This is a genomic window from Bacteroidota bacterium, assembly GCA_016195025.1.
In the GTDB taxonomy this organism is placed as follows: Bacteria; Bacteroidota; Bacteroidia; order Palsa-948; family Palsa-948; genus Palsa-948.
In genome coordinates this window covers 90,052-111,822 of record JACQAL010000036.1, presented here as the reverse complement: position 1 = coordinate 111,822, position 21,771 = coordinate 90,052, and the positions used below count along the sequence as shown (strand labels likewise).

General features: G+C 43.7%; 12 protein-coding genes. 7 read left to right on the top strand and 5 right to left on the bottom strand.

Features of this window, described 5'->3' with window-relative positions; all coding sequences use genetic code 11:
• The first annotated feature begins 12 nt into the window (after positions 1-12).
• The 3 genes from HY063_06925 to HY063_06915 all read left to right on the top strand — a co-directional run bounded on the left by HY063_06925 (position 13) and on the right by HY063_06915 (position 10,063).
• The gene (locus HY063_06925) at positions 13-7,326 is read left to right on the top strand and encodes a gliding motility-associated C-terminal domain-containing protein (GenBank protein ID MBI3501509.1); all 7,314 of its coding nucleotides are present in this window, start codon (positions 13-15) and stop codon (positions 7,324-7,326) included.
• An 85-nt stretch (positions 7,327-7,411) separates the two neighbouring features.
• A complete protein-coding gene (locus HY063_06920; protein ID MBI3501508.1) occupies positions 7,412-8,308 on the top strand; it encodes a type IX secretion system membrane protein PorP/SprF in 897 nt (298 codons plus the stop codon).
• Positions 8,309-8,371: 63 nt separating this feature from the next.
• Positions 8,372-10,063 carry a potassium channel family protein gene (locus HY063_06915; GenBank protein ID MBI3501507.1) on the top strand — a complete coding sequence of 564 codons (1,692 nt, stop codon included), beginning with the start codon at positions 8,372-8,374 and terminating at the stop codon, positions 10,061-10,063.
• A gap of 3 nt (positions 10,064-10,066) precedes the next feature.
• Here HY063_06915 and HY063_06910 read toward each other — a convergent pair whose 3' ends face one another.
• The 3 genes from HY063_06910 to kynU form a co-directional block, all read right to left on the bottom strand.
• The gene (locus HY063_06910) at positions 10,067-12,073 is read right to left on the bottom strand and encodes a dehydrogenase E1 component subunit alpha/beta (protein ID MBI3501506.1); all 2,007 of its coding nucleotides are present in this window, start codon (positions 12,071-12,073) and stop codon (positions 10,067-10,069) included.
• A 182-nt stretch (positions 12,074-12,255) separates the two neighbouring features.
• Positions 12,256-12,786 carry a hypothetical protein gene (locus HY063_06905; GenBank protein MBI3501505.1) on the bottom strand — a complete coding sequence of 177 codons (531 nt, stop codon included), beginning with the start codon at positions 12,784-12,786 and terminating at the stop codon, positions 12,256-12,258.
• Positions 12,783-14,045, bottom strand: coding sequence for a kynureninase (gene kynU, locus HY063_06900; protein ID MBI3501504.1), 1,263 nt, complete (start codon positions 14,043-14,045; stop codon positions 12,783-12,785). Before kynU ends, HY063_06905 begins: the two co-directional genes overlap by 4 nt.
• Before the next feature lie 94 nt (positions 14,046-14,139).
• Here kynU and hemL point away from each other — a divergent pair, with 94 nt between their 5' ends.
• Positions 14,140-15,447 carry a glutamate-1-semialdehyde 2,1-aminomutase gene (gene hemL / locus HY063_06895; GenBank protein MBI3501503.1) on the top strand — a complete coding sequence of 436 codons (1,308 nt, stop codon included), beginning with the start codon at positions 14,140-14,142 and terminating at the stop codon, positions 15,445-15,447.
• Here hemL and HY063_06890 read toward each other — a convergent pair.
• On the bottom strand, positions 15,442-16,284 hold the full coding sequence (locus HY063_06890; GenBank protein MBI3501502.1) for a UbiA family prenyltransferase: 843 nt from the start codon (positions 16,282-16,284) through the stop codon (positions 15,442-15,444). The genes hemL and HY063_06890 overlap by 6 nt on opposite strands.
• Positions 16,274-17,110: a hypothetical protein gene (locus HY063_06885; GenBank protein ID MBI3501501.1), complete on the bottom strand. Its 837-nt coding sequence runs from the start codon at positions 17,108-17,110 to the stop codon at positions 16,274-16,276. The genes HY063_06890 and HY063_06885 overlap by 11 nt, the downstream gene beginning before the upstream one ends.
• Before the next feature lie 152 nt (positions 17,111-17,262).
• Here HY063_06885 and nusA point away from each other — a divergent pair, with 152 nt between their 5' ends.
• From nusA to HY063_06870, 3 genes are all read left to right on the top strand, one after another.
• A complete protein-coding gene (nusA, locus tag HY063_06880) occupies positions 17,263-18,537 on the top strand; it encodes a transcription termination/antitermination protein NusA (protein ID MBI3501500.1) in 1,275 nt (424 codons plus the stop codon).
• Positions 18,538-18,618: 81 nt separating this feature from the next.
• Complete coding sequence (gene infB, locus HY063_06875) at positions 18,619-21,243, top strand: translation initiation factor IF-2 (protein ID MBI3501499.1); 2,625 nt, start codon at positions 18,619-18,621, stop codon at positions 21,241-21,243.
• Positions 21,240-21,755, top strand: coding sequence for a hypothetical protein (locus HY063_06870; GenBank protein MBI3501498.1), 516 nt, complete (start codon positions 21,240-21,242; stop codon positions 21,753-21,755). The genes infB and HY063_06870 overlap by 4 nt, the downstream gene beginning before the upstream one ends.
• Positions 21,756-21,771: the final 16 nt, after the last annotated feature.

The window sequence follows — 21,771 nt, the reverse complement described above, 5'->3', positions numbered from 1 at the left end:
ACCTATATTAGTTTGAGAATATTTTTTTACATCCTTTTTTCCTGCATTGTTTCTGTTAGTTCCGCCAGTAATTTTCATTGGCCGTCCGCAGCAGCGAGCGATACGGCAAAACATTTTGCTTCTCTTCCTACTATCTCAAGCGTATCTTGTCCACCCACTGCAACTCCCGATACACTTATCTGCACCATTGGCGTTAATACTTTAACGCTTATTATCACAGGAACTAATCTAAAATGCAATGGCGATTGCAGCGGAACGGCAACTGTTTCTGTAAGCGGAGGTGTTCTTCCTTATACATATCAGTGGACACCTTCTAATCAAACCACTCCCACTGCAACAGGATTTTGTGCTGGAACCAAAAGTGTGGAAGTTTGGGACAACACCGGAATAAGTTCCTGCATCATCTCTATTGACCTTTGTGAACCGCAGGCATTATTTGTTAGCATAAATCCTCCTGCACAAAATCCTTCCTGCTTTAGTTTCTGTGATGGTTCTGCTACAGCAAGCCCTACTGGAGGAACTCCGCCTTATACCTATTTATGGAGTGACCCTTTTGCCCAGACAACTGCCCAAGCAACAGGATTATGCAACGGAACTTATTCGGTAACAGTAACGGATGCAAACCTATGCACAAAAGTGAAAACAGTTACGCTAACGCAACCTTTTCCTTTGAATCCGAATGGCTCTTCCACTCCTATTACTTGTTTTGGTCAATGCAACGGCACCGCTTCTGTGAATCCTTCCGGAGGAACTTCGCCTTATACTTATTCATGGATGCCGGGCGGCTCAACTACTTCTGCCATTTCTAATCTTTGTGCGGGAAATTATACCTGCACCATTACCGACAGCCATACGTGTGTTACCTCTTATGTTGCTGCCATCACTCAACCGCCTGCACTTACCATAACAGTAAGCGGAACAAATCTTTTGTGCAACGCAGTATGCACGGGTTCTGTAACGGCAACTGTATCAGGAGGAGTGCCTCCCTACACGTATTCCTGGTCGCCCGGAGGATGCACTACTTCTGCCTGCACCGGGTTATGCGCCAATAATTATACGTTAACGTTAACCGATGCAAACGGCTGTACAAAAACTGCAACCGTAGCGATTACTCAACCAACGGCACTTTCTGTTTCACCAACCGGAACAAATGTTAACTGCTTTGGGTTATGCACCGGAACAGCGAATGCAAATGCTTCGGGTGGAATAGCGCCTTATACTTATTCATGGACGAGCGGATGCACAGCATCTTCCTGCACCGGGCTTTGCGCGGGAAGTTACACCGTAACAGTTACGGATAACAACGGCTGCACAAAAACAGGAACGATTACCATTACACAACCCACACAACTCACAGTTACTCCCACTGAAACTGATGTAACGTGCAATGGTCTCTGCAATGGAAGCGTTACGGCTACTGCATCGGGTGGAACTCCTGCCTATACATATTCATGGTCGAACGGATGCACTGCTTCAACTTGTACGGGATTATGTGCCGGAACGTATTCGATAACGGTTACTGATTCGAAAGGATGCACTGCCGCTTCTTCCATAACGGTTAATTCTCCTGCTGCACTTGTACCGAATCTTTCGAGCACGGGCGTTTTATGTTTTGGTCAATGCAATGGAAGTGTTTCTTCTTCTCCAACGGGAGGAACATCTCCTTATACATATTCATGGATGCCGGGCGGATGCACTTCTTCTTCCTGCTCGGGCTTATGCGCAGGGACTTATACGCTCACACTAACCGATGCAAACGGATGCCCTGCATCTGCAACTATTGCCGTTACTCAACCCAGCGCATTTACTGCTTCCATTTCTTCCGCTACGCCTAATCCGTTAAACTGCAATGGCGATTGCAACGGAACCGCAGTGTCATCTGTAAGCGGAGGAACTGCGCCCTATACTTATTTATGGTCAACAACTGCAACCACTCCATCCATCACCGGGCTGTGTGCCGGGGTGTATACATTGCAGGTCACAGACGCAAACGGATGTATGGCTTCCGCTTCGGTTACATTTCTGCAGCCAACTACCCTGACAGTTACCATTACTTCTTCTAATCCTAAATGCAACGGTGATTGCAGTGGCTCCATTTCAGCAGTGGTGGGCGGAGGCACTCCCGCATATACTTTTAATTGGAATCCGGGCGGGCAAACTACTTCCAGCATTGCCGGTCAATGCGCGGGAACTTATACGTTGATTGTTACAGATAGTAAGGGCTGCACTAACACACAAACTATAACACTTACCGACCCTCCGGCTCTTGCGGCAAATGCTTCGGTGGTAAATAATGTTCTTTGTTCGGGGCAGTGCAACGGTTCAGCCACTTCAAGCCCGACAGGCGGAACCGCTCCGTATACTTATTTATGGACGGGCGGACAAACCACCAGCACCGCCACCGGTTTATGTGCCGGAACTTTTAGCGTTACGGTTACAGATTCGAAAGGATGTTCCGATATTGGAATCATTACCATTACTCAGCCGCTTATTCTTTCTTCTTCCATTTCTTCCACCACATCCAGTTGTACTTTATGCAACGGAACTGCGACTGTTTCTACATCGGGCGGAACGATGCCTTATACATTTTTATGGTGCAACGGACAAACCACTTCCACCGCAGTTGGATTATGCCCCGGAACCTGTACGGTGACTGTGACGGATGCCAATGGTTGTAAGAATACACTTCCTGCTATAATAAAACCTGTTGTCACGCTTTCGGTTACTGTTTCAGGAAACAGCGTGAGTTGCTTTGGCGCCTGCGATGGAATTGCAACCGCAACTCCGTTTGGCGGAGGTTCGCCTTACACGTATGCATGGTCTCCAACAATTCCGGTTCAAACTACACAATCAGCCACCGGGCTTTGCGCAGGAAATTATACTGTGAATGTTTCTGATTCGAATGGCTGCATTGCAACCAACACAGTAACTTTTACAAATCCTCCTGCACTTACTATTACAATGAGCAGCACCACTGCATCGTGCGGAATCTGTAATGGAACCGCTACTGCTTCTCCTTCAGGCGGAACAGGCGGTTATACTTATACATGGTCTCCGGGATTTCCGGCTCAAACAACTGCAACTGCCACCGGATTATGCGCGGGAAATTATACGGTAACTGTTGCCGATACCAACAACTGCACACTCACGAACACAGTTTCCATTGGAAACATTCCCAACATCAGCGATAATCCTTCTGTCACACTTGCAACTTGCGGAGCGAGCGATGGAGCAATATGTATTTCTCCTTCCGGAGGAACTCCTGCGTATACGTATGTTTGGTCTCCCGGAGGAGCCACCACTGCCTGCATTACCGGATTGGCTGCGGGAATTGATACGGTAATGATTTCAGATGCGGCTGGATGTAAAGATACTTTCGCCATTGCCGTTGGAAACATAAGCGGACCAACAGTTACAGTAACTTCTTCCGTTGACCCAACCTGCAACGGCAGTTGTGATGGAAGTGCTTCCGTGAGTGTTGCCGGTACCAATCCTCCGTTCACCTACTCGTGGGCTCCGAGCGGCTGCACTGCTTCTGCGTGCTCGGGATTATGCGCGGGAAATTACATTGTAACAGTTACTGATAATATTTCCTGCGTTTCATTTGCGTATGATACATTGAATAATCCTCCGGCATTGGCTGCGAATCCTACCATCACGAATGTTTCGTGCAACGGAGGAAATAACGGAAACATTTGCCTTTCTCCTTCGGGCGGAACTGCACCGTATACTTATATCTGGCTGCCGATTGGTTCCACTACTTCGTGCGTTTCGGGATTGACAGCAGGAATCGACACCGTTGTGCTTGCCGATTCGAAAGGTTGCAGCGATTCTACTTTCATTCCTGTTACTGAACCATCTGTTTTGACTGTAACTATTTCTTCTACGAATGTTACTTGTAATGGAAACTGTGATGGAACTGCAACCGCAAGCGCAAGCGGAGGAACTCCGTTATATAGTTATTTATGGAGCACGGGCGCTCCTATTGCTCCGATAGTGGGTTTATGTCCGGGAGTTTATACAGTTACTGTAACAGATGGGAATGGCTGCACCGCCACCGCAACGGTATCTATCACTGAACCCGCGGTTCTCACCACCACTATTTCTTCCACGAATGTTTCCTGCAATGGAAATTGTGATGGAACTGCTACCATAAATGCTTCCGGAGGAACAACTCCTTATACATATAGTTGGAACAGCGGCTGCAGTACTTCTGCCTGCACTGGCTTATGCCCTGGAAATTATGTGGTAACTGTTACCGATGCAGATGGCTGTGCTTCTTCTCAAAGCGTGGCAATAACAGAGCCCGCTCTTTTATCGGCAACGGTTACATTCACCAATGCAAGTTGCTCCGCAGGATGTGACGGTACTGCTTCGGCAACTGTGAGCGGAGGAACGGCTCCCTATACCTATCTCTGGAATCCCACCGCATTAACTACTTCTTCTGTGACAGGATTATGTGTAGGTTCCTATACGCTTAACATTAGTGATGCCAACGGATGCAGCATTGACAGTTTTCTTACTATTTCATCTCCCGCTCTTCTTCAGCCGAATATTACAACAACTGCTCCTTTGTGTTCGGGTTCGTGTGACGGAACCGCGACTTCAACTCCCATAGGAGGAATATCGCCCTATACTTTCTTATGGTCGAATGCGCAAACAACTTCCACCGCCACCGGATTATGCGCAGGAACTTATTCGCTCACTTTATCGGATGCCAACGGATGTTCCATTACGCAGGCGGTAGGCGTTACCGCTCCCCCTATTCTCACGCAGTCAAACGGAGTGGCTCCCGCAACGTGTAATGTTTGCAACGGAAGCATTTCTGTGATTGCATCGGGAGGAACACCTCCTTATTCATTTTTCTGGAGCACTGGCGCAACCACTGCAACCATTACCGGGCTTTGCGCAGGAGTTTATATTGACACGGTAATGGATGCCAACGGATGCATCAGCATTGACACCATTCCTCTGAACAACACATCAGGGCCCACCATTTGTGTTACAGGAACAAATATTTCGTGCAATGGCGCCTGCGATGGAACGGTTATAGTTTCGTGCGCAACCGGTGATGGACCTCCGTGGGGTTATTCCTGGTTCCCCGGTGGATGCACTACACAAACCTGCACGGGGCTTTGCCCGAATCAATATTTTGCTACCGTAACCGATACGAACGGATGCCAGACAATTTCTTCTGTTAATATTACTGAACCTGCACCGCTTGCTTCCAATTCTTCCATTACAAGTGCCACTTGCTTTGGAGTGTGCAACGGAAGCATTACATTGAATCCTTCAGGAGGAACTCCTCCTTATACTTATTCATGGAGTAACTCCGCAACTACCTCTTCCATTACCGCGCTTTGTGCAGGAAATTATACTGACACGCTTCGGGATGCGAACAACTGCACGCTGATTGAAACATTTACCGTAGGACAAAATGCAGTTTTGACTTCTTCGGTAACATCCACCAATGATTCGTGCAATGCATCGTGCAACGGAACCGCTATGGTAACTATCAGCGGTGGAACTTCGCCTTATACATATCTTTGGTGCAATGCGCAAACCACCAGTGCAGTAACCGGATTATGTGCCGGAATCTGCACGGTAACAGTAACCGATGCGCTGGGATGTTTTAAAAATGATTCAGCAATTATTACGCAACCCGCACCGCTCGCTGCTAACGTAACAGGAACAAATCCTCTTTGCAACGGCTCGTGCAATGGAACTATTTCTTCTTCTCCTACCGGAGGAACTCCGCCTTATACTTATGTATGGTCAACCGGCTGCACTGTCTCTGCCTGCACCGGCTTATGCGCGGGAACTTATACGCTCACGCTTACCGATACGAATTTATGTTCTTCAACTTCTACAGTAACTCTCACCGACCCTCCTGTTTTGGCTTCAACGCATACAGTCACCAACGCCAGTTGCCCGAACACCTGCGATGGAATCATTACTATTACTCCTGCCGGAGGGACTCCGCCCTATACATATCAATGGTTCCCTGCGGGATGCACTTCCGCTTCGTGCACGGGGCTTTGTGCAGGATTGGATTCTGTAATTATTACCGATGCCAACAACTGCTCTATCACCGATACGATGAACATTGGAGTTACAACAACAGTAACTGCTGCCGCAGGAATTGATGTAACAATATGCGAAGGCGATTCCATTTCTCTTTGTAGCGGAAGCGTGAATGCAACAAGTCAAGCATGGTATCAACTTCCTGCATGGACTTTAGTAGGAACTACCAACTGCGTGAACGTTTCTCCTCCTGCCAGTGTAAATAATTTTGCGCTCATTGCCATGAACGGGATTTGTGCCGATACGGATACAGTAAATGTAACCGTGATTCCTGTTCCGCTTCTTCTTTCAACGAATGACACCACTATTTGCCAGGGCGATTCGGTTTCTCTCTGCGCATCGGGGGCAACAACTTATCAATGGTTCACGCTTCCCGCATGGACTCCTGTTTCCACAGGAATCTGCTATACTGTTTCTCCTTCCACCGGAACAACCTGCTATGGAATCATCGGCACGAACGGAGGAATGTGTGTTGATTCCGACACTGTTTGCGTAACTGTTCTTGCCATGCCGGTTGCACTTGCCGGAAATGATACTGCGTTCTGCTTTGGCGGAAATGCCATGCTTTGCAGCAGCAGTTTGAACACTGCTAATTATTCATGGTATCAACTTCCTGCATGGACAATTATTAAAAGCGATACCTGCATTGCGGTTTCTCCTCCGGTGGGAATAAATGATTTCGGGCTTATTGCTTCCAACGGAATTTGCAGTGATACCGATACGGTGAGCGTTACCGTATTCGCTCTGCCGGTGATTGATGCGGGAACCGATGTTACCATCCTCACTTCGCAAAGCGCTGTACTGAACGGAACCGGAACCGGAACTTATTCATGGTCTCCTTCTTCCGGATTGAGTTGCACCACGTGCATTAATCCCACCGCAAATCCAACAACCAGCACAACCTACACGCTGACGGTTACGGATGCGAACGGCTGCACTTCTACTGATACGGTAAGAGTGAATGTTGTATTAAGCGTTGTGCCGAATGATGGTTTGTCTCCGAACGGTGATGGAATAAATGATGTGTGGATAATTCCCGGCATTGAGCAATTCCCCGAAGCGGTGGTGGAAGTTTATAACCGCTGGGGAGAATTGCTGTTCAGTTCCGTGGGATATAAAATTCCGTGGGATGCAAAATACAATGGTAAAGATTTGCCTGTGGGAACGTATTATTATGTGATTAATCTGAACAGCGATTTATATCCTGACCCTGTAACCGGACCGATAACAATACTCAGATAAAATGAAAATTCACAATTCACAATTCACAATTCAAAAGGTAGCACCCTTTGCCGGTATTTTACTTTTGACTTTTACCTTTTTCCTTTTGCCTTGTTCTGCCCAGCAGTTGCCTCTTTTTACTCAATACATGTTCAATGATTATTTTGAAAACCCTGCCATAGCAGGAAGCCGCCCGTACTTTGATGTGGTGTCGGCAAACCGTTTGCAATGGCTGGGAATCACCGATGCCCCGCGCACGTATGCACTGAGCGCGAACGGTCCCATCAAAGCAAAAAACATGGGTGTGGGCGGTTACCTGTTTACCGATATTGCAGGTCCCACCCGAAGAATCGGAGCAAGCGGCTCGTATTCTTATCACATTAAACTTACCGAGAAAATAAAAATTTCTCTTTCTCTTTCTGCAGGAGTGCTTCAGTGGGCAACCGATGCAACCAAACTTACGCTCGATAATCCGAATGATTATGTATTTGCAAACGGATATTTATCCAAAGTGGTTCCCGATTTGGGCGCATCATTTTATTTATACGGTTTGCCGAAAGATAACGGCACCGGCAACTGGTGGCTGGGCGGTTATGTGCCGCAACTCTTCCAGGCGAAACTCAAATTATTTGAAACGCCAACTCCCACCGGAACGCTGGCTACGCATTTTTATATCATGGGCGGCTATAAATTATTTCTCACCGATGAATTTTCTGCCGAGCCATCTTTCCTTGTAAAGTTTGTAAGCCCCGCTCCCGTGCAAATTGATTTGGGCGCGCGCTTCTTTTATAAAAATAAAATCTGGGTAGGTGGCACCTACCGCACAAAAGATGCCATGAGCATGATGGTGGGTTATATGTATAAAGAAAATCTTTCTTTCGGCTATTCGTATGACATTACCACTACTGCTCTGAAAAAATACAGCAACGGCACGCACGAGTTGATGATTGGTTTGCGTTTCAAATCCACTCCTCCGCCCACCGCTCCGAAAACAGGGCAGTAATATTTTTTCTTTGCAAATTTTATCTTGCATTTTAATTAATTTCGCTCTGATTATTTTCCCCTCATGGAAATCCTTCTCCACAAGCCCGAGCCGGAACTGAATGATTTCAAGGTAACACTTCTTGAAAAAAAATTTATTTCTTCAAGCGGAACAGAATTTTCCAAAACCGCGCAGATAGATTTTTTTGATGCCAAAGGAAGAAAAAAAGAAACAAAAGAATTCGGCTTTGTTTCTGCCGGAGAGTTGTATGAAAAAATGGAGAACGGACAGCCGGTTAATCTGAACGAATGTTATGTGCAGAATTTTTCCCTGGGAGAATTCCGCAAACAGCGGGCGCTTTCCGAAATGCATCCTGTGCACCTGAAAATTTTTTCTGCAAAAAATTCTTTCTTCGACTGCGATGTGGAAGTGGATTTCTCGCACGCTGTTTTTGAAAACTCAAAAATATTTTTCGAAGAATCTGTTTTCGGAAACGGTACTATTAATTTCAGCCATGCGAAACTCGGAGAAGGCGCGGTGAGTTTCAGGCGCTCGCGCTTCGGAGAAGGAACAGTGGATTTTCGTTTCGCGGAGTTTGGAGCGGGCAATTCCGGGTTTCGCTTCACACATTTTGGCGCGGGCGATGTGCTTTTTGTAAACACAAAATTCGGGGGCGATGCCGATTTTCAATCCGTCACATGGGGCGAAGGTGTTTCCGATTTCCGCTATGCGAAATTTTCCGGCAATGTATCCTTCGAGAAATCTGTTTTCGGTGCGGGCAAAATTGATTTCAAAGCGGTGGAATTCCTGGGTGACCGCGTGGATTTCAAGCGCGTGCAGTGGGGCGATGGCGATGTTTCATTTGAAGGAGCGGAGTTCAATAATTCCAAAACAAGTTTTCGTTCATCTGTTTTTGGAAAAGGCGACATCAGTTTTGAGGAAGCCGATTTCGGTTCGAATGAAATCTCCTTTGAGAACTGTGATTTTTATGCCGACAAAGTAAATTTTTACAGAGCCAAATCGGCTGGCATAAATCTTCAGTCCTGCCGGATGAATTCGCATTTCGATTTTCGGTTTAACCAATGTGCTTCGCTTAACCTTCACGATTCTGTTTTGCGCGACATCGTTGATTTAATTCCAGGGGATGATTCCACTCCCATTCAGCAGTTTAATTTTTCAGGAATAAAAAATCTCGGACGAATTAATATTGACTGGAAAAAAAATCATGTAAAGCGCACCATTTATAATCAAACCGACACTTCCCTTCTGCAGAAAGGGGAACAGTTCCGTATTCTGAAAGAAGAATTTCATGCGGTGGGGCAATACCTCGATGAAGATAAATCGTACGTGGAATACATGCGCTGCGAACAAAAATCGCTGCTGCAGGCGGAAGTGAAAAAAAATAAAATGAACGCTGCATGGGCATACCCGATTTATTTTTTCAAATGGCTTGTGTTCGATAAAATGGGGCGCTACGCAACCGACCCTGTGCGCGTTCTCGTAAGTATGATTTTCGTTTATGTTGGCTTCAGCACATTGTATTGCGTTCTTCCGCAAATTATGTATGCGGGGATTTCCTGCAGCGGAGCCGATAACGCATCGCTCTCTTATTTTCTCCAATCATTTTATTACAGCGCCATTACTTTTCTTACCATTGGCTATGGAGATTGCCTTCCGGTTGGCGTTATTCACTGGCTGGCTCCCATAGAAGGTTGGATGGGTGTAGTGATGATGTCGTATTTCACAGTTGCTTTCGTACGGAAAATTCTGAGATAAGAATTAATACTGCAGCAACTCCAAAATTTTTTTTTCAAACCTTTCTTTCGGCAAAAAGTTTTTCTCCAACGTCTCTGTAAAAGGAACAGGCGTATCCAGCGAACCGCAGCGCATAACAGGCGCGTCCAAATATTCAAAACAGTTTTCGGTGATAAGTGCAGAAATTTCTCCACCAATTCCTCCGGTGAGCGTGTCTTCGTGAAGAATGATTGCTCTTCCGGTTTTTTTTACGCTTGTAAAAATAGTTTCTGTATCCAACGGTGCGAGTGAGCGCAGGTCAATGAGTTCAACATCCTGTAAATTATTTTTTTCGATAATTTCCAAAGCCCAATGAACTCCCATTCCGTAGGTGATAATTGTTGCCGCACTTCCCTCTTTCAGGATTTTTGCTTTGCCGATTGGAATTGTATAATAATCTTCCGGAACATTTCCGGTAATGCTTCTATACAGGGCTTTGTGTTCGAAAAACATTACCGGATTTGCATCTTCAAATGCAGAAAGCAAAAGCCCTTTCGCGTCAGCGGGAAAAGCGGGATAAACTATTTTCAATCCGGGAATATGAAAGAACCACGCTTCGTTCGATTGAGAATGAAATGGACCTGCAGCAACACCGGCTCCAGTTGGCATTCTTACAACAACATCCGCCCTTTGTCCCCATCGCCAATGTGCTTTCGCGAGGTTGTTACAGATTTGTGTCATTCCTTCCGAAACAAAATCTGCAAATTGCATTTCCACCATTGCTTTCATTCCGTTGATGGAAAGTCCGAGCGCAGCACCGAGAATCGCGCTTTCGCATAGCGGAGTGTTGCGCACTCTTTCTTTCCCGAATTCTTTTACAAAGCCATCCGTGATTTTGAAAACTCCTCCATATTCTGCAATGTCTTGTCCCATCAAAACAAGATTGGAATGTTTTCTCATAGCTAAACGAAGTCCATCGGAGATGGCATCTATCAAACGTTTTTCTGATTTCGGTTCCGAGTTTTCATTCGCTGATATTTCTTGAACAGGAGAAACAGCAAACAAATCTCTTACTTCTTCTTCCGTATCAGGTTCAATATTTTTTTCTCCGAATGCAATTTCAATTCCTTCTTCAATTTCTTTTTTGATTTCTTTTTTGTATTCAGAAATTTTTTCTTCATCCAGGATTTTTTCTTCGAGCAAATAATTTTCATAATTCGAAATTGGATCTTTTCTTCCCCACTCTTCAAAAAGTTTCGGGTCAATATATTTTGTGCCGGATGCTTCTTCGTGGCCGCGCATTCTAAACGTAATGCACTCCAGCAAAATTGGTCGTGGATTTTTTCGGATGGATTCAGAAATATTTTTTACCGTATCATAAACTTCCATAATATTATTTCCATCCACCTGCACCGCTTCGATTCCGTAGCCAATGGCTTTATCAATAAATTGTTTGCACTTGAATTGTTCTGACGAAGGAGTTGAAAGTCCATAGCCGTTATTTTCTATAGCGAAAATCACCGGCAAGTCCCAAACAGCGGCAACATTAATGCTCTCGTGAAAATCTCCTTCGGAAGTTCCGCCATCGCCTGTGTAAACGAGCGTAACTTTTTTCTCCTTCTTCAGTAAATGTCCGAGCGCAATTCCATCGGCAACTCCCATCTGCGGGCCGAGATGAGAAATCATTCCCACGATTTTATATTCCTGTGTGCCGAAATGAAAACTTCTATCGCGCCCTTTCGTGAATCCTGATTTTTTTCCCTGGAACTGAGCGAATAATTTTTCGAATGGAATTCCTCTCACGGTAAATGTTCCAAGATTGCGGTGCATCGGTAAAATATATTCATCGCGCGCAAGCGCCATCGCAGCGCCCACCGAACTTGCCTCCTGTCCTATTCCGGAAAACCATTTTGTAATTTTTCCCTGCCGCAGAAGCACTAGCATTTTTTCTTCAATCATTCTCGGCTTGAGTAATTCCCTATAGAGCGAAAGAAGAATTTCATCTGAATAATTTTTTCTGTCAAATTTTATGGGAGTTTCAACAGTAATCATCGCAAATACCTAATAAAGGGTAGAAATTATTTCGCGTAAAGTTAGTAGATTTGAAATATGCAACAGGCAATCGTATATCTCATCCTTGCATCTGCGATCTTCTATCTCGGATACCGCGCTTATCTTACTTTCTTCCGAAAAAAATCTTCGGGTTGTGCAAATTGTCCTGCGAACGAGAAAATTTAATTTTCTTTTTCGATTACTTCCTTCAGTTTGTTATACATTTCCTGATCTTGTTTTCTAAGAAGAGATTGAGCACAAACGAAAGCAGATTTCCAGAAAATATTTTTTCCGCTGAGATGAGAGGTCGCAACAATGTCGGTAGAAGTTCCATTCGGAATAAATTTTACTTCCACATCATCGGTAAATAATTCGTTGTCGGCATTCGTCACAAACAATTCGTTCTTCTTAAATTCTTTCAGTGTTTGCGTGAGTTTATAATCCGAGCCGTGCTGTGTGACAATAAAAATCCATTTGCTGCCGATTTCATTCTGCCCACCGCTAATCCATCCGATTCCTTTCAAGCCAATCACCCAGTCGGAAAGTTTCATTGCATTTGTAAAAACTCCGAAAGAAGTTTCAACGGGTTTGTTTACGTTGACTTTACTTTCATAGGTGATAGTTGAAAAAATAATTCCGAGCGAGAAAAAAATTACAGCCAAAAGAAGAATTGTAATGAAAAAATATTTCAAGAACTTTTTTAATTTTTTCACAGCGACTTTTTTAATATTTCTCCAAACCTGAAAACATCTTCAAACGAATTATACAACGGAACAGGTGCAATACGAATAACATTCGGTTCGCGCCAGTCTGAAATGACACCGGCATTCATCAACTTGTTGTGTAATTCTTTCCCTCTTCCATGCGCGATGATAGATAATTGACATCCTCTTTCTTCGGGAGTAATTATTTCCAAAGCAGAATGCTGTGGAATGTTTTCATTAACTGCATGGATAATAAATGCTAAATATTCCGTCAGCTTTTCACTTTTCGAAATTAATTTTTCCATTCCCGCTTCTGAAAAAATATCGAGCGATGCTTTGTGCGCAGCCATAGACAAAATGGGCGCGTTGCTCACCTGCCATGCTTCGGCTGTGGGAATCGGCACAAAAGTTTTTTCCATTTTGAATCGTCTTTCTTTATTATATCCCCACCAGCCCGAGAACATCGGTAAATTTTTATCGTGGTGTTTTTCGTGAATGAAAACCCCGCCAACACTTCCTGCAAATGAGTTCAGATATTTATAGGAACACCAGCAAGCGAAATCAATTTTCCAATCGTGAAGATTTAATTTAATATTTCCTGCAGCGTGTGCCAGATCAAAACCAACCATTACACCTGCATTGTGCCCGGCATCCGTAATTGATTTCATACCGAACACTTGTCCCGAATAATAATTCACTCCTCCTATGAAAACAAGAGCGAGTTCATTTTTATTTTTTTCAATAGCGGATAAAATATCTTCGTGGCGGATGCAATGCTCGCCTGCTCTTGGGGAAACTTCGATGATTGCATTTTCAGGATTATATCCGTGAAACTTCACTTGTGATTCGAGCGCATACTGGTCGGATGGAAATGCTTTTGCTTCGCATATAATTTTATAACGCTCTTTTGTCGGACGATAAAATGAAACAAACAAAAAATGAATATTGCTTGTGAGTTGATTCATCGCAACAACTTCGCTTGGTTTTGTGCCAACGATTTTCGAAAGCGGTTCTGCTAATATTTCATGATAAGAAAACCAGGGGTTCTTCGCCTTGAAATGTCCCTCTACGCCAAACTTCTGCCAGTCGTTTAATTCCTGCTGAATATATTTCGAAGTTGTCTTTGGCTGAAGTCCGAGAGAATTGCCTGTGAAATAAATTACCTCTTTCCCCTTGTGTTTCGGAAATAAAAACTTCATCCGGAATTTTTTCAGCGGGTCTTTTTTATCCAGCACTTTGGCAAACCGGAGTGTGTTTTCGTATTTCATATTTTGCCCCGTCATTGCGACAACGAGCATAGCGAAGTTGGAAGCAATCTCATAGAAATCTCTGGGAGATTGCTTCGGTCGTTCCTCCCTCGCAATGACGACCAAAGATATATCTTTGCACTCACCTATGAAGAAAAAGAAATCCGAAAAACTTTTTGAGAAAGCGAAAACTTTTTTTCCGGGAGGAGTCAACTCTCCCGTACGCGCATTCCGCTCGGTGGGAGGAACTCCATTATTTATCGAGCGCGGAAAAGGCGCATACGTCTGGGATGCGGACGGAAATAAATACATTGACTTCTGCTGTTCGTGGGGACCGCTGATTCTTGGACACGCAAATCCCAAAGTGGTGAAAGCAATTATTGAAACTACAAAGAAAGGAAGTTCATTCGGTGCGCCAACGGAACTGGAAAATAAATTGGCGGAACTTATTCTGAAAAATATTCCGTTTATAGAGAAAATTCGGTTCGTAAGTTCAGGAACAGAAGCGGTGATGAGCGCGATACGTTTGGCGAGAGGATTTACAACGAGAAATAAAATTCTGAAGTTCGAAGGATGTTATCACGGACATGCGGATTCATTGCTGGTGAAAGCAGGTTCAGGTCTCGTGACTTTCGGAAATACTTCCTCAGATGGAGTTCCTGAAGCATTTGTGAATGAAACCATCGTCTGTCCGCTGAATAATAAAAAAGCGGTGAAGGAAGCATTCATAAAATTTAAAAACGAAATTGCCTGCATTATCATTGAACCGATTCCGGCAAACAATGGTTTGCTCCTGCAGGATAAATCTTATTTGCAATTCCTCAGAGATATCTGCACAGAAAATAAATCGCTTTTAATTTTTGACGAAGTGATTTCTGGATTCAGAATCGGATTTACTGGTGCTGCAGGATATTACAATATTAAACCCGATATCATCACTTATGGAAAAATTATCGGTGGCGGCTTACCAGTGGGCGCATATGGTGCGAGCACGGAAATCATGAGCAAGATTTCTCCTGATGGAGATGTGTATCAGGCAGGAACACTTAGCGGAAATCCTGTTGCGATGGCAGCAGGAATTGCGCAGTTGAAAGAGTGTTTGAAAAAAGATTTTTACGAAAGATTGGAAAAGAAAACAAAACAATTTATTTCCAACATCCAACCTCTAACATCTAACGTCAAACTTTTTTCTATCGGTTCAATATTCTGGTTTGCCTTTACCGATAAACAAAAAATTCAAAACGCAGAAGAAATTGACGCTAACTCCATGCAACATTTCAGAAAACTTTACCACGAACTTTTAGAACGAGGAATTTATCTTGGGCCTTCAGGATATGAAGTTGGTTTTGTAAGCGAGGCGCATAGCGAAAATGATTTGAGGAGAGTAGGGAAAATAATTTCGGAAGAGTTAAATAAACTATAATCTCACCGCTACCTCCACTAACCCCGCCTGCAACAAAATCATTCCGTCAATCCAAAGAGAATAAAAATATTCCGAGCTGGATTTAGAAGTTCGTAAAATAAAAATTGCAGCAACAATTGCGGAAATAATCAAAGCGATTTCAATTTTCCCAAAAAGGAAACGAAGAAATGCAGTAAATAAAAAAAGTGAAACCAGGCAAATAATTTTTGTTGCTTTTATTCCGTAAGCCAGCGGAAGCGTACGAACACCAGCGGTTTTATCCGCCTCCATATCGCGCACATTAAAGATGATGCAAAGCGGCAGGATGAAAAAAAACCGCTGCGCCATCAGCAAGCCGTGATAGCCGTAAAATAAAATATCCAAATCGTGGCGCGGCAAAGCGTGAAGCAACAGAGGATAAATGCAAGTAACCGCAGTCCATACAAAAGCAATCACTCCCGCTTTCAATCCGGCAATACTGCGCAAATGAGTTTGGGGAAAAAAATAAGCGAAGGCAACTGTTGCCGTTGGAATAAAACTCAATATAAATTTAAAAGGAAAAAAGAAAATAGTTGAAGCAACTCCAATCAGCCCGAGCGCTAAAAAAATTCCAAGAACTTTTTTATTTTCATTGATCCAGCTGTGCCGCTCCGATTCTTCCGATGAAAATGCTTCCTTCGCAAAAAACAAACTAGGAAAATCATAAAACACGAGCGTGGAAAAAAAAGTAAACGAAACATACATCCAATTTATTTCAGAATAAATCAGCAAATAAGTTTCTATAGTTATCGCAGCAGCGCAGAGCGAAATAAATAAATTGGAATAAAGAAAAAAATCGATCCATGTTCTAATTTTCACTTTTCAATTTTTTAGTTCGATGTTTGTAATGCAATGTGCTAATCCCAATTGAACATCCGACTTCTCCCAGCCAAATTCCATAAATGAAATTTTTCTTAGCAAAAGTTTTTAACTTATCTCCCAGCGGAGACGTTTTAGGAAGAGAAGGAATATTTGTTTCAATGCCTAATGAATTCCAAGTTTCGTCAGATACAGCCCATGTGCCAAAACCTATTGCAAGCCCAATGCCCGCTCCCAAAACAGAATTCATAAAATTTCTCTTCCGTGCTACTTTTTCATAACCCATAAGGTAAGTATCGTACTGCAGGTAATTTTTATTCTCAATTTTATCTGTATTTATTTTTATCGTGGGAAGTTTTGTATGCAAGGGCGTTACTGCAGGCAAAATGGGTGAAAGAGCAACAGCATTGGGAATTGAAATAGGAGACACTGCGCCCATGGCAAACCCAATCACGAACGGCCATTTATTCCGGTAATGCACATCTGCTTCGCGTTCTCCAAGCATGAACATTTTCGCTTCAAGAACGGAAAATACATTTCCAATTGCCGAATCATGAAAATACATAATGCGTTCCGCTCCATCAGAAAACTTCAGGGAAAAAACCCGATCTTTTTCCACGTCCATCACGTGAGGTTTCTTTCTTCTTTTTTCAGGAAGAAATCTAATCAGGTGATAAACGGTATCCACCACCTTAACCGCCTTCACTTCACCGTTCAAAAAGAAAATAGTATCCATTTTTGAAGTATCGGAAGTGGTTTGAATTTGCGAATAACACTTTGCGGAAAATAGTAGTATAATAAGGAAGGAAATTTTCCGAAAAATCATGCGTAAAAATAACAAAAGCCATATCTTCCCTATGAATTTTTTTTTTTGCGTATTGAATTTATATTTATATTTGCGTCAGATATGAATTTGAAAAGGGGGATTGACAAAGTCCCCCTTTTCTTTTCTAATCGCACAACTTAAATACACAAACAATGGCTACTAAAACAGCAGAAAAAAAAGCAGACATCGCAAACCTGATAGAGTCGTTTTCGGATTTCAAGGAAGTAAAAAACATTGACCGCGTAACGCTCATCAGCATTCTCGAAGATGTGTTCAGAGGAATCATCAAAAAGAAATACGGCTCTGACGAAAACTTTGACGTGATTGTGAACGACAAGGGCAAGCCCGAAATCTGGCATAACCGGAAAATTGTGGACGATGAATTTGCCGAAGACAGTTTCGATTATGACCCGAACAAACATATTTCACTCACTGACGCGCGCAAGATTGACAAAGATTTTAATCTAGATGAAGACGTTGCGCAGGAAGTAAAACTTGATGACTTTGGTCGCAGAGCGATTCTCACCATTCGCCAGAATTTAATTGGAAGAGTTTTGGATTTGGAAAAAGACGCAGTATATAATAAGTACAAAGACAGAATCGGGGAAATCATTACGGGTGAAGTTTATCAAATCTGGAAACGCGAAATGCTCGTGCTCGATGACGAAGGAAACGAACTCATCATGCCGAAGATGGAACAAATCCCCAGCGACTTTTTCAAAAAAGGCGATACCATCCGCGCTGTGATTGCACGCGTGGAAATGAAAAACAACAGCCCGCTCATCGTCCTTTCAAGAACTTCTCCGTCTTTCCTGGAAAGATTATTTGAACTCGAAGTGCCGGAAATTTTTGACGGACTCATTACAATCAAAAGAATTGTCCGCGAGCCGGGCGAGCGCGCAAAAGTTGCCGTTGAAAGTTACGATGACCGCATTGACCCCGTTGGCGCCTGCGTGGGAATGAAAGGTTCGCGCATTCACGGAATTGTCCGCGAACTGAAAAATGAAAACATTGACGTTATTAATTACACAACCAACTCGCAACTTTTCATTCAGCGTGCGCTGAGCCCTGCGAAAATCACATCTGTAAAATTAGACGATGAAAAGAAACGCGCGGAAGTTTATCTCAAGCCCGACCAGATTTCTCTCGCCATCGGAAAAGGCGGACACAACATTCGCCTTGCGGGAAAACTTACCGGTTATGAAATTGATGTTTACCGCGATGTGGAAGAAGAAATTGAAGATGTGGAACTCGATGAATTCGCAGAGGACATTGAAGAATGGATTATTGACGAGTTGAAAAAAATCGGATGCGATACTGCGAAATCAGTTCTCGAACTTAGCAATGAGGATTTGGTTAAGCGCACCGAACTCGAAGAAGAAACCGTAAATGAAGTGAAGAAAATTTTAAGAGCAGAATTTGAATAAATACAAGGAAGAATGGAATGATGGAAGATTGGATGGCTGTTAAATCCATCCTTCCAACATTCCGACCTTCCAATCAAAAACATGTCAGACGCAGTAGTACATAGATTAAGCAAAGTTGCGAAGGAACTCAACGTGAGCGTTGCCACCATTGCCGATTATTTGAAAAGCAAAGGGCAGGCAATCGAAGTGAATCCGAACGCAAAACTTTCTGCCGAGTTGTACGAACTCGTGCTGGAAGGTTTTGTTTCCGATAAAAAAGATAAAGAAGAATCCAAACGCATTCACGAGGAAAAAGAAAAAAGAAAAACGCTGACGGTGGAAGATACTTCTTCCATTTCCGAGCGTACCATGCGCAAGCGCGAAGAAGATGAACTCGTCATCCGCAACGCAAGTGAAGATGTGATTCGTGCGCCCAAACCGCAGGAGTTCCAGATTAAAGAAGTCGGGAAAATTGATTTGGATTCTTTTTCGAAAAAGAAAAAAGAAGACGCGCAAAAAGAAAAATCTTCAGAGCGGAAAGAAGAAAAACATATTCCCGTTCCCGAACCGGAGATGTATAAAACTACTTTCTCGAAACTTGAGGGCCCGACTGTAATCGGGAAAATTGATTTGCCGGTAGAAAAAGAAGTTGAACAGGATGGTGCTGATAAGAAAAAGAAAAAGAAAAGAATCAAGAAGCAAAAAGTTCAGCAAGGCGAATATGCACGTTTCGCAAGTGATGCAGGAAAAAAAGCAGACGAGTCAAAGCCCCTGCACTTCCAGCGGAAAAAAGATAAACGCAGACGTGAAATCCGCCCGGAAGTTTCTTCGCAGGAAGTAGATTCACAAATTAAGGCAACTCTTTCCCGCCTCAGCGGAACGGCAGGAAAATCGCGCGCTGCCAAATACAGAAAATTAAAACGCGAAGCGCTCGGAGAAAAATTAGAACAGGAAGCACAGCAGGCAGAAGCAGAATCACAAATTCTGAAAGTGACGGAATTTATTTCAGTGAGCCAGCTGGCAACGATGATGGATTTGCAGCCAACCGATATTATTTCCTTCTGCATGAGCTTGGGAATTTTTGTTTCCATTAATCAGCGATTGGATGCAGAAACTATTAAACTCATTGCGGAAGAATTCGGCTATCAGGTTCAGTTCATCAGTGCCGAAGCGCTTGAAGATATTACGGAAGAAACCGACACGCCCGAAGATCTACTGCCGCGCCCGCCAATTGTAACGGTGATGGGACACGTTGACCACGGAAAAACTTCTTTGCTTGATTACGTGCGCAAAGCAAACGTGATTGCAGGCGAAGCAGGCGGAATCACGCAGCACATTGGCGCTTACGGAGTGGTTCTCGAAAACGGAAAAAAGATTACGTTCCTCGATACGCCCGGCCACGAAGCGTTCACCGCCATGCGTGCGCGCGGTGCGCAGGTAACAGACGTTGCCATCATTGTAATTGCTGCAGATGACGGAGTGAAACCGCAAACGGTGGAGGCGATTAATCACGCGCAGGCCGCTGGCGTTCCTCTTGTGTTCGCGATTACAAAAATTGATAAGCCCGCAGCGAATCCTGAAAAAGTGAAAGAGCAATTATCTCAGATGAATTTATTAGTGGAAGATTGGGGAGGAAAATATCAGTGCCAGGGAATTTCAGCAAAAGCAGGAACGAATGTGGAACTTCTTTTGGAAAAAGTTTTGCTCGAAGCGGAAGTAAAAGAATTAAAAGCGAATCCTAACAAGCACGCGATTGGAACCATTGTGGAATCTTCACTCGACAAAGGAAGAGGATATGTGGCAACCCTTCTGGTGAAAGCAGGAACGCTTCGCGTGGGCGATGTGATTGTAGCAGGACCTTTCAGCGGAAAAATAAAAGCATTGTTCAACGAGCGTGGAACTGCAATGGAAGAAGCCGGTCCTTCTATGCCCGCGCAAATTCTTGGATTGGATGGCGCACCGCAGGCGGGAGATAAATTCAACGCGCTGGATGACGAAAGGCAGGCAAAAGAAATTGCAACGAAGCGAATGCAGTTGCAGCGCGAACAATCTTTGCGCACGAAGAAACATATTACGCTCGATGAAATCGGAAGGCGTATTGCCATAGGAGATTTCCAGGAATTAAATATTATTGTGAAAGGAGATGTGGACGGCTCGGTGGAAGCGCTTTCAGATTCGCTGCTGAAACTTTCCACTCCTAAAATTCACGTCAACATTATTCACAAAGGCATCGGGCAGATTTCCGATTCGGATGTGCTGCTCGCTTCCGCTTCCAACGCGATTATTGTCTGCTTCAATGTTCGTCCTTCTGCTTCCGCGAAAAAATTAGCAGAGCAGGAGCAGATTGACATTCGCTTCTACTCGATTATTTACAACGCCATCAACGAAGTGAAAGACGCGATGGAAGGAATGCTTGCGCCTGAGTTTGAAGAAAAAATTATGTGCAACATTGAAGTGAAAGAAGTTTTTCATATTACAAAAGTGGGCGCGGTGGCAGGTTGCAGAATGCTCGATGGAAAAATAAACCGCAGCACAAAAATTCGCGTTATCCGAAACGGTGTGGTGATTCACACGGGCGCTCTCTCTTCGCTCAAACGTTTCAAGGACGATGTGAAAGAAGTTTTAGCAGGGCAGGAATGCGGGCTGAGCGTGGAGGGCTACGATGACATACAGGTGGGCGATATCATTGAGGGCTACGAGCAGGTGGAAGTGAAAGCCAAGCTTTGAAAAAATATTTTCCATACTTTTTAATTTTTATTTTCATTTCGGTTTTACTTCTTGTATTTTTTTCGCAATCGGAGCCGCAGAAATTTACTACCACAATCGTTCCGGATAAATTCAGCATTTCCATTCCCGATTATCTTTCCAAAACAGATAATATTGATTCTTCTGCTTTGCTTCAGTATAAAAATGAGAAAGAACAATTGTTTCTTCTGGTGTATGAAAAGCACGATTCATCTTCACTTGAAAACTTCTTCAAGAAATTTTCGGAAGGTTTCGCTTCCAAACTTGAGCATGGAGTTCTCATTAATTATTATCCTGAAAAAATAAACGGAGCCGATGCCTTGCTCGGAAACATTCGCGGAAGCGTGGGCGAAACAGGAGTGTTTTACAAAGTGGCAGCCATCAGGGCAAAGAATTCTTTTTACAAAATCATCATTGGGGTTTCAGAGAATATGAAGTCAACCTATGAGGAGGATATGGATGAAATAATAAGAGGATTTAAGAACCTGCCTTAAATCCTCCTGGCAGAAA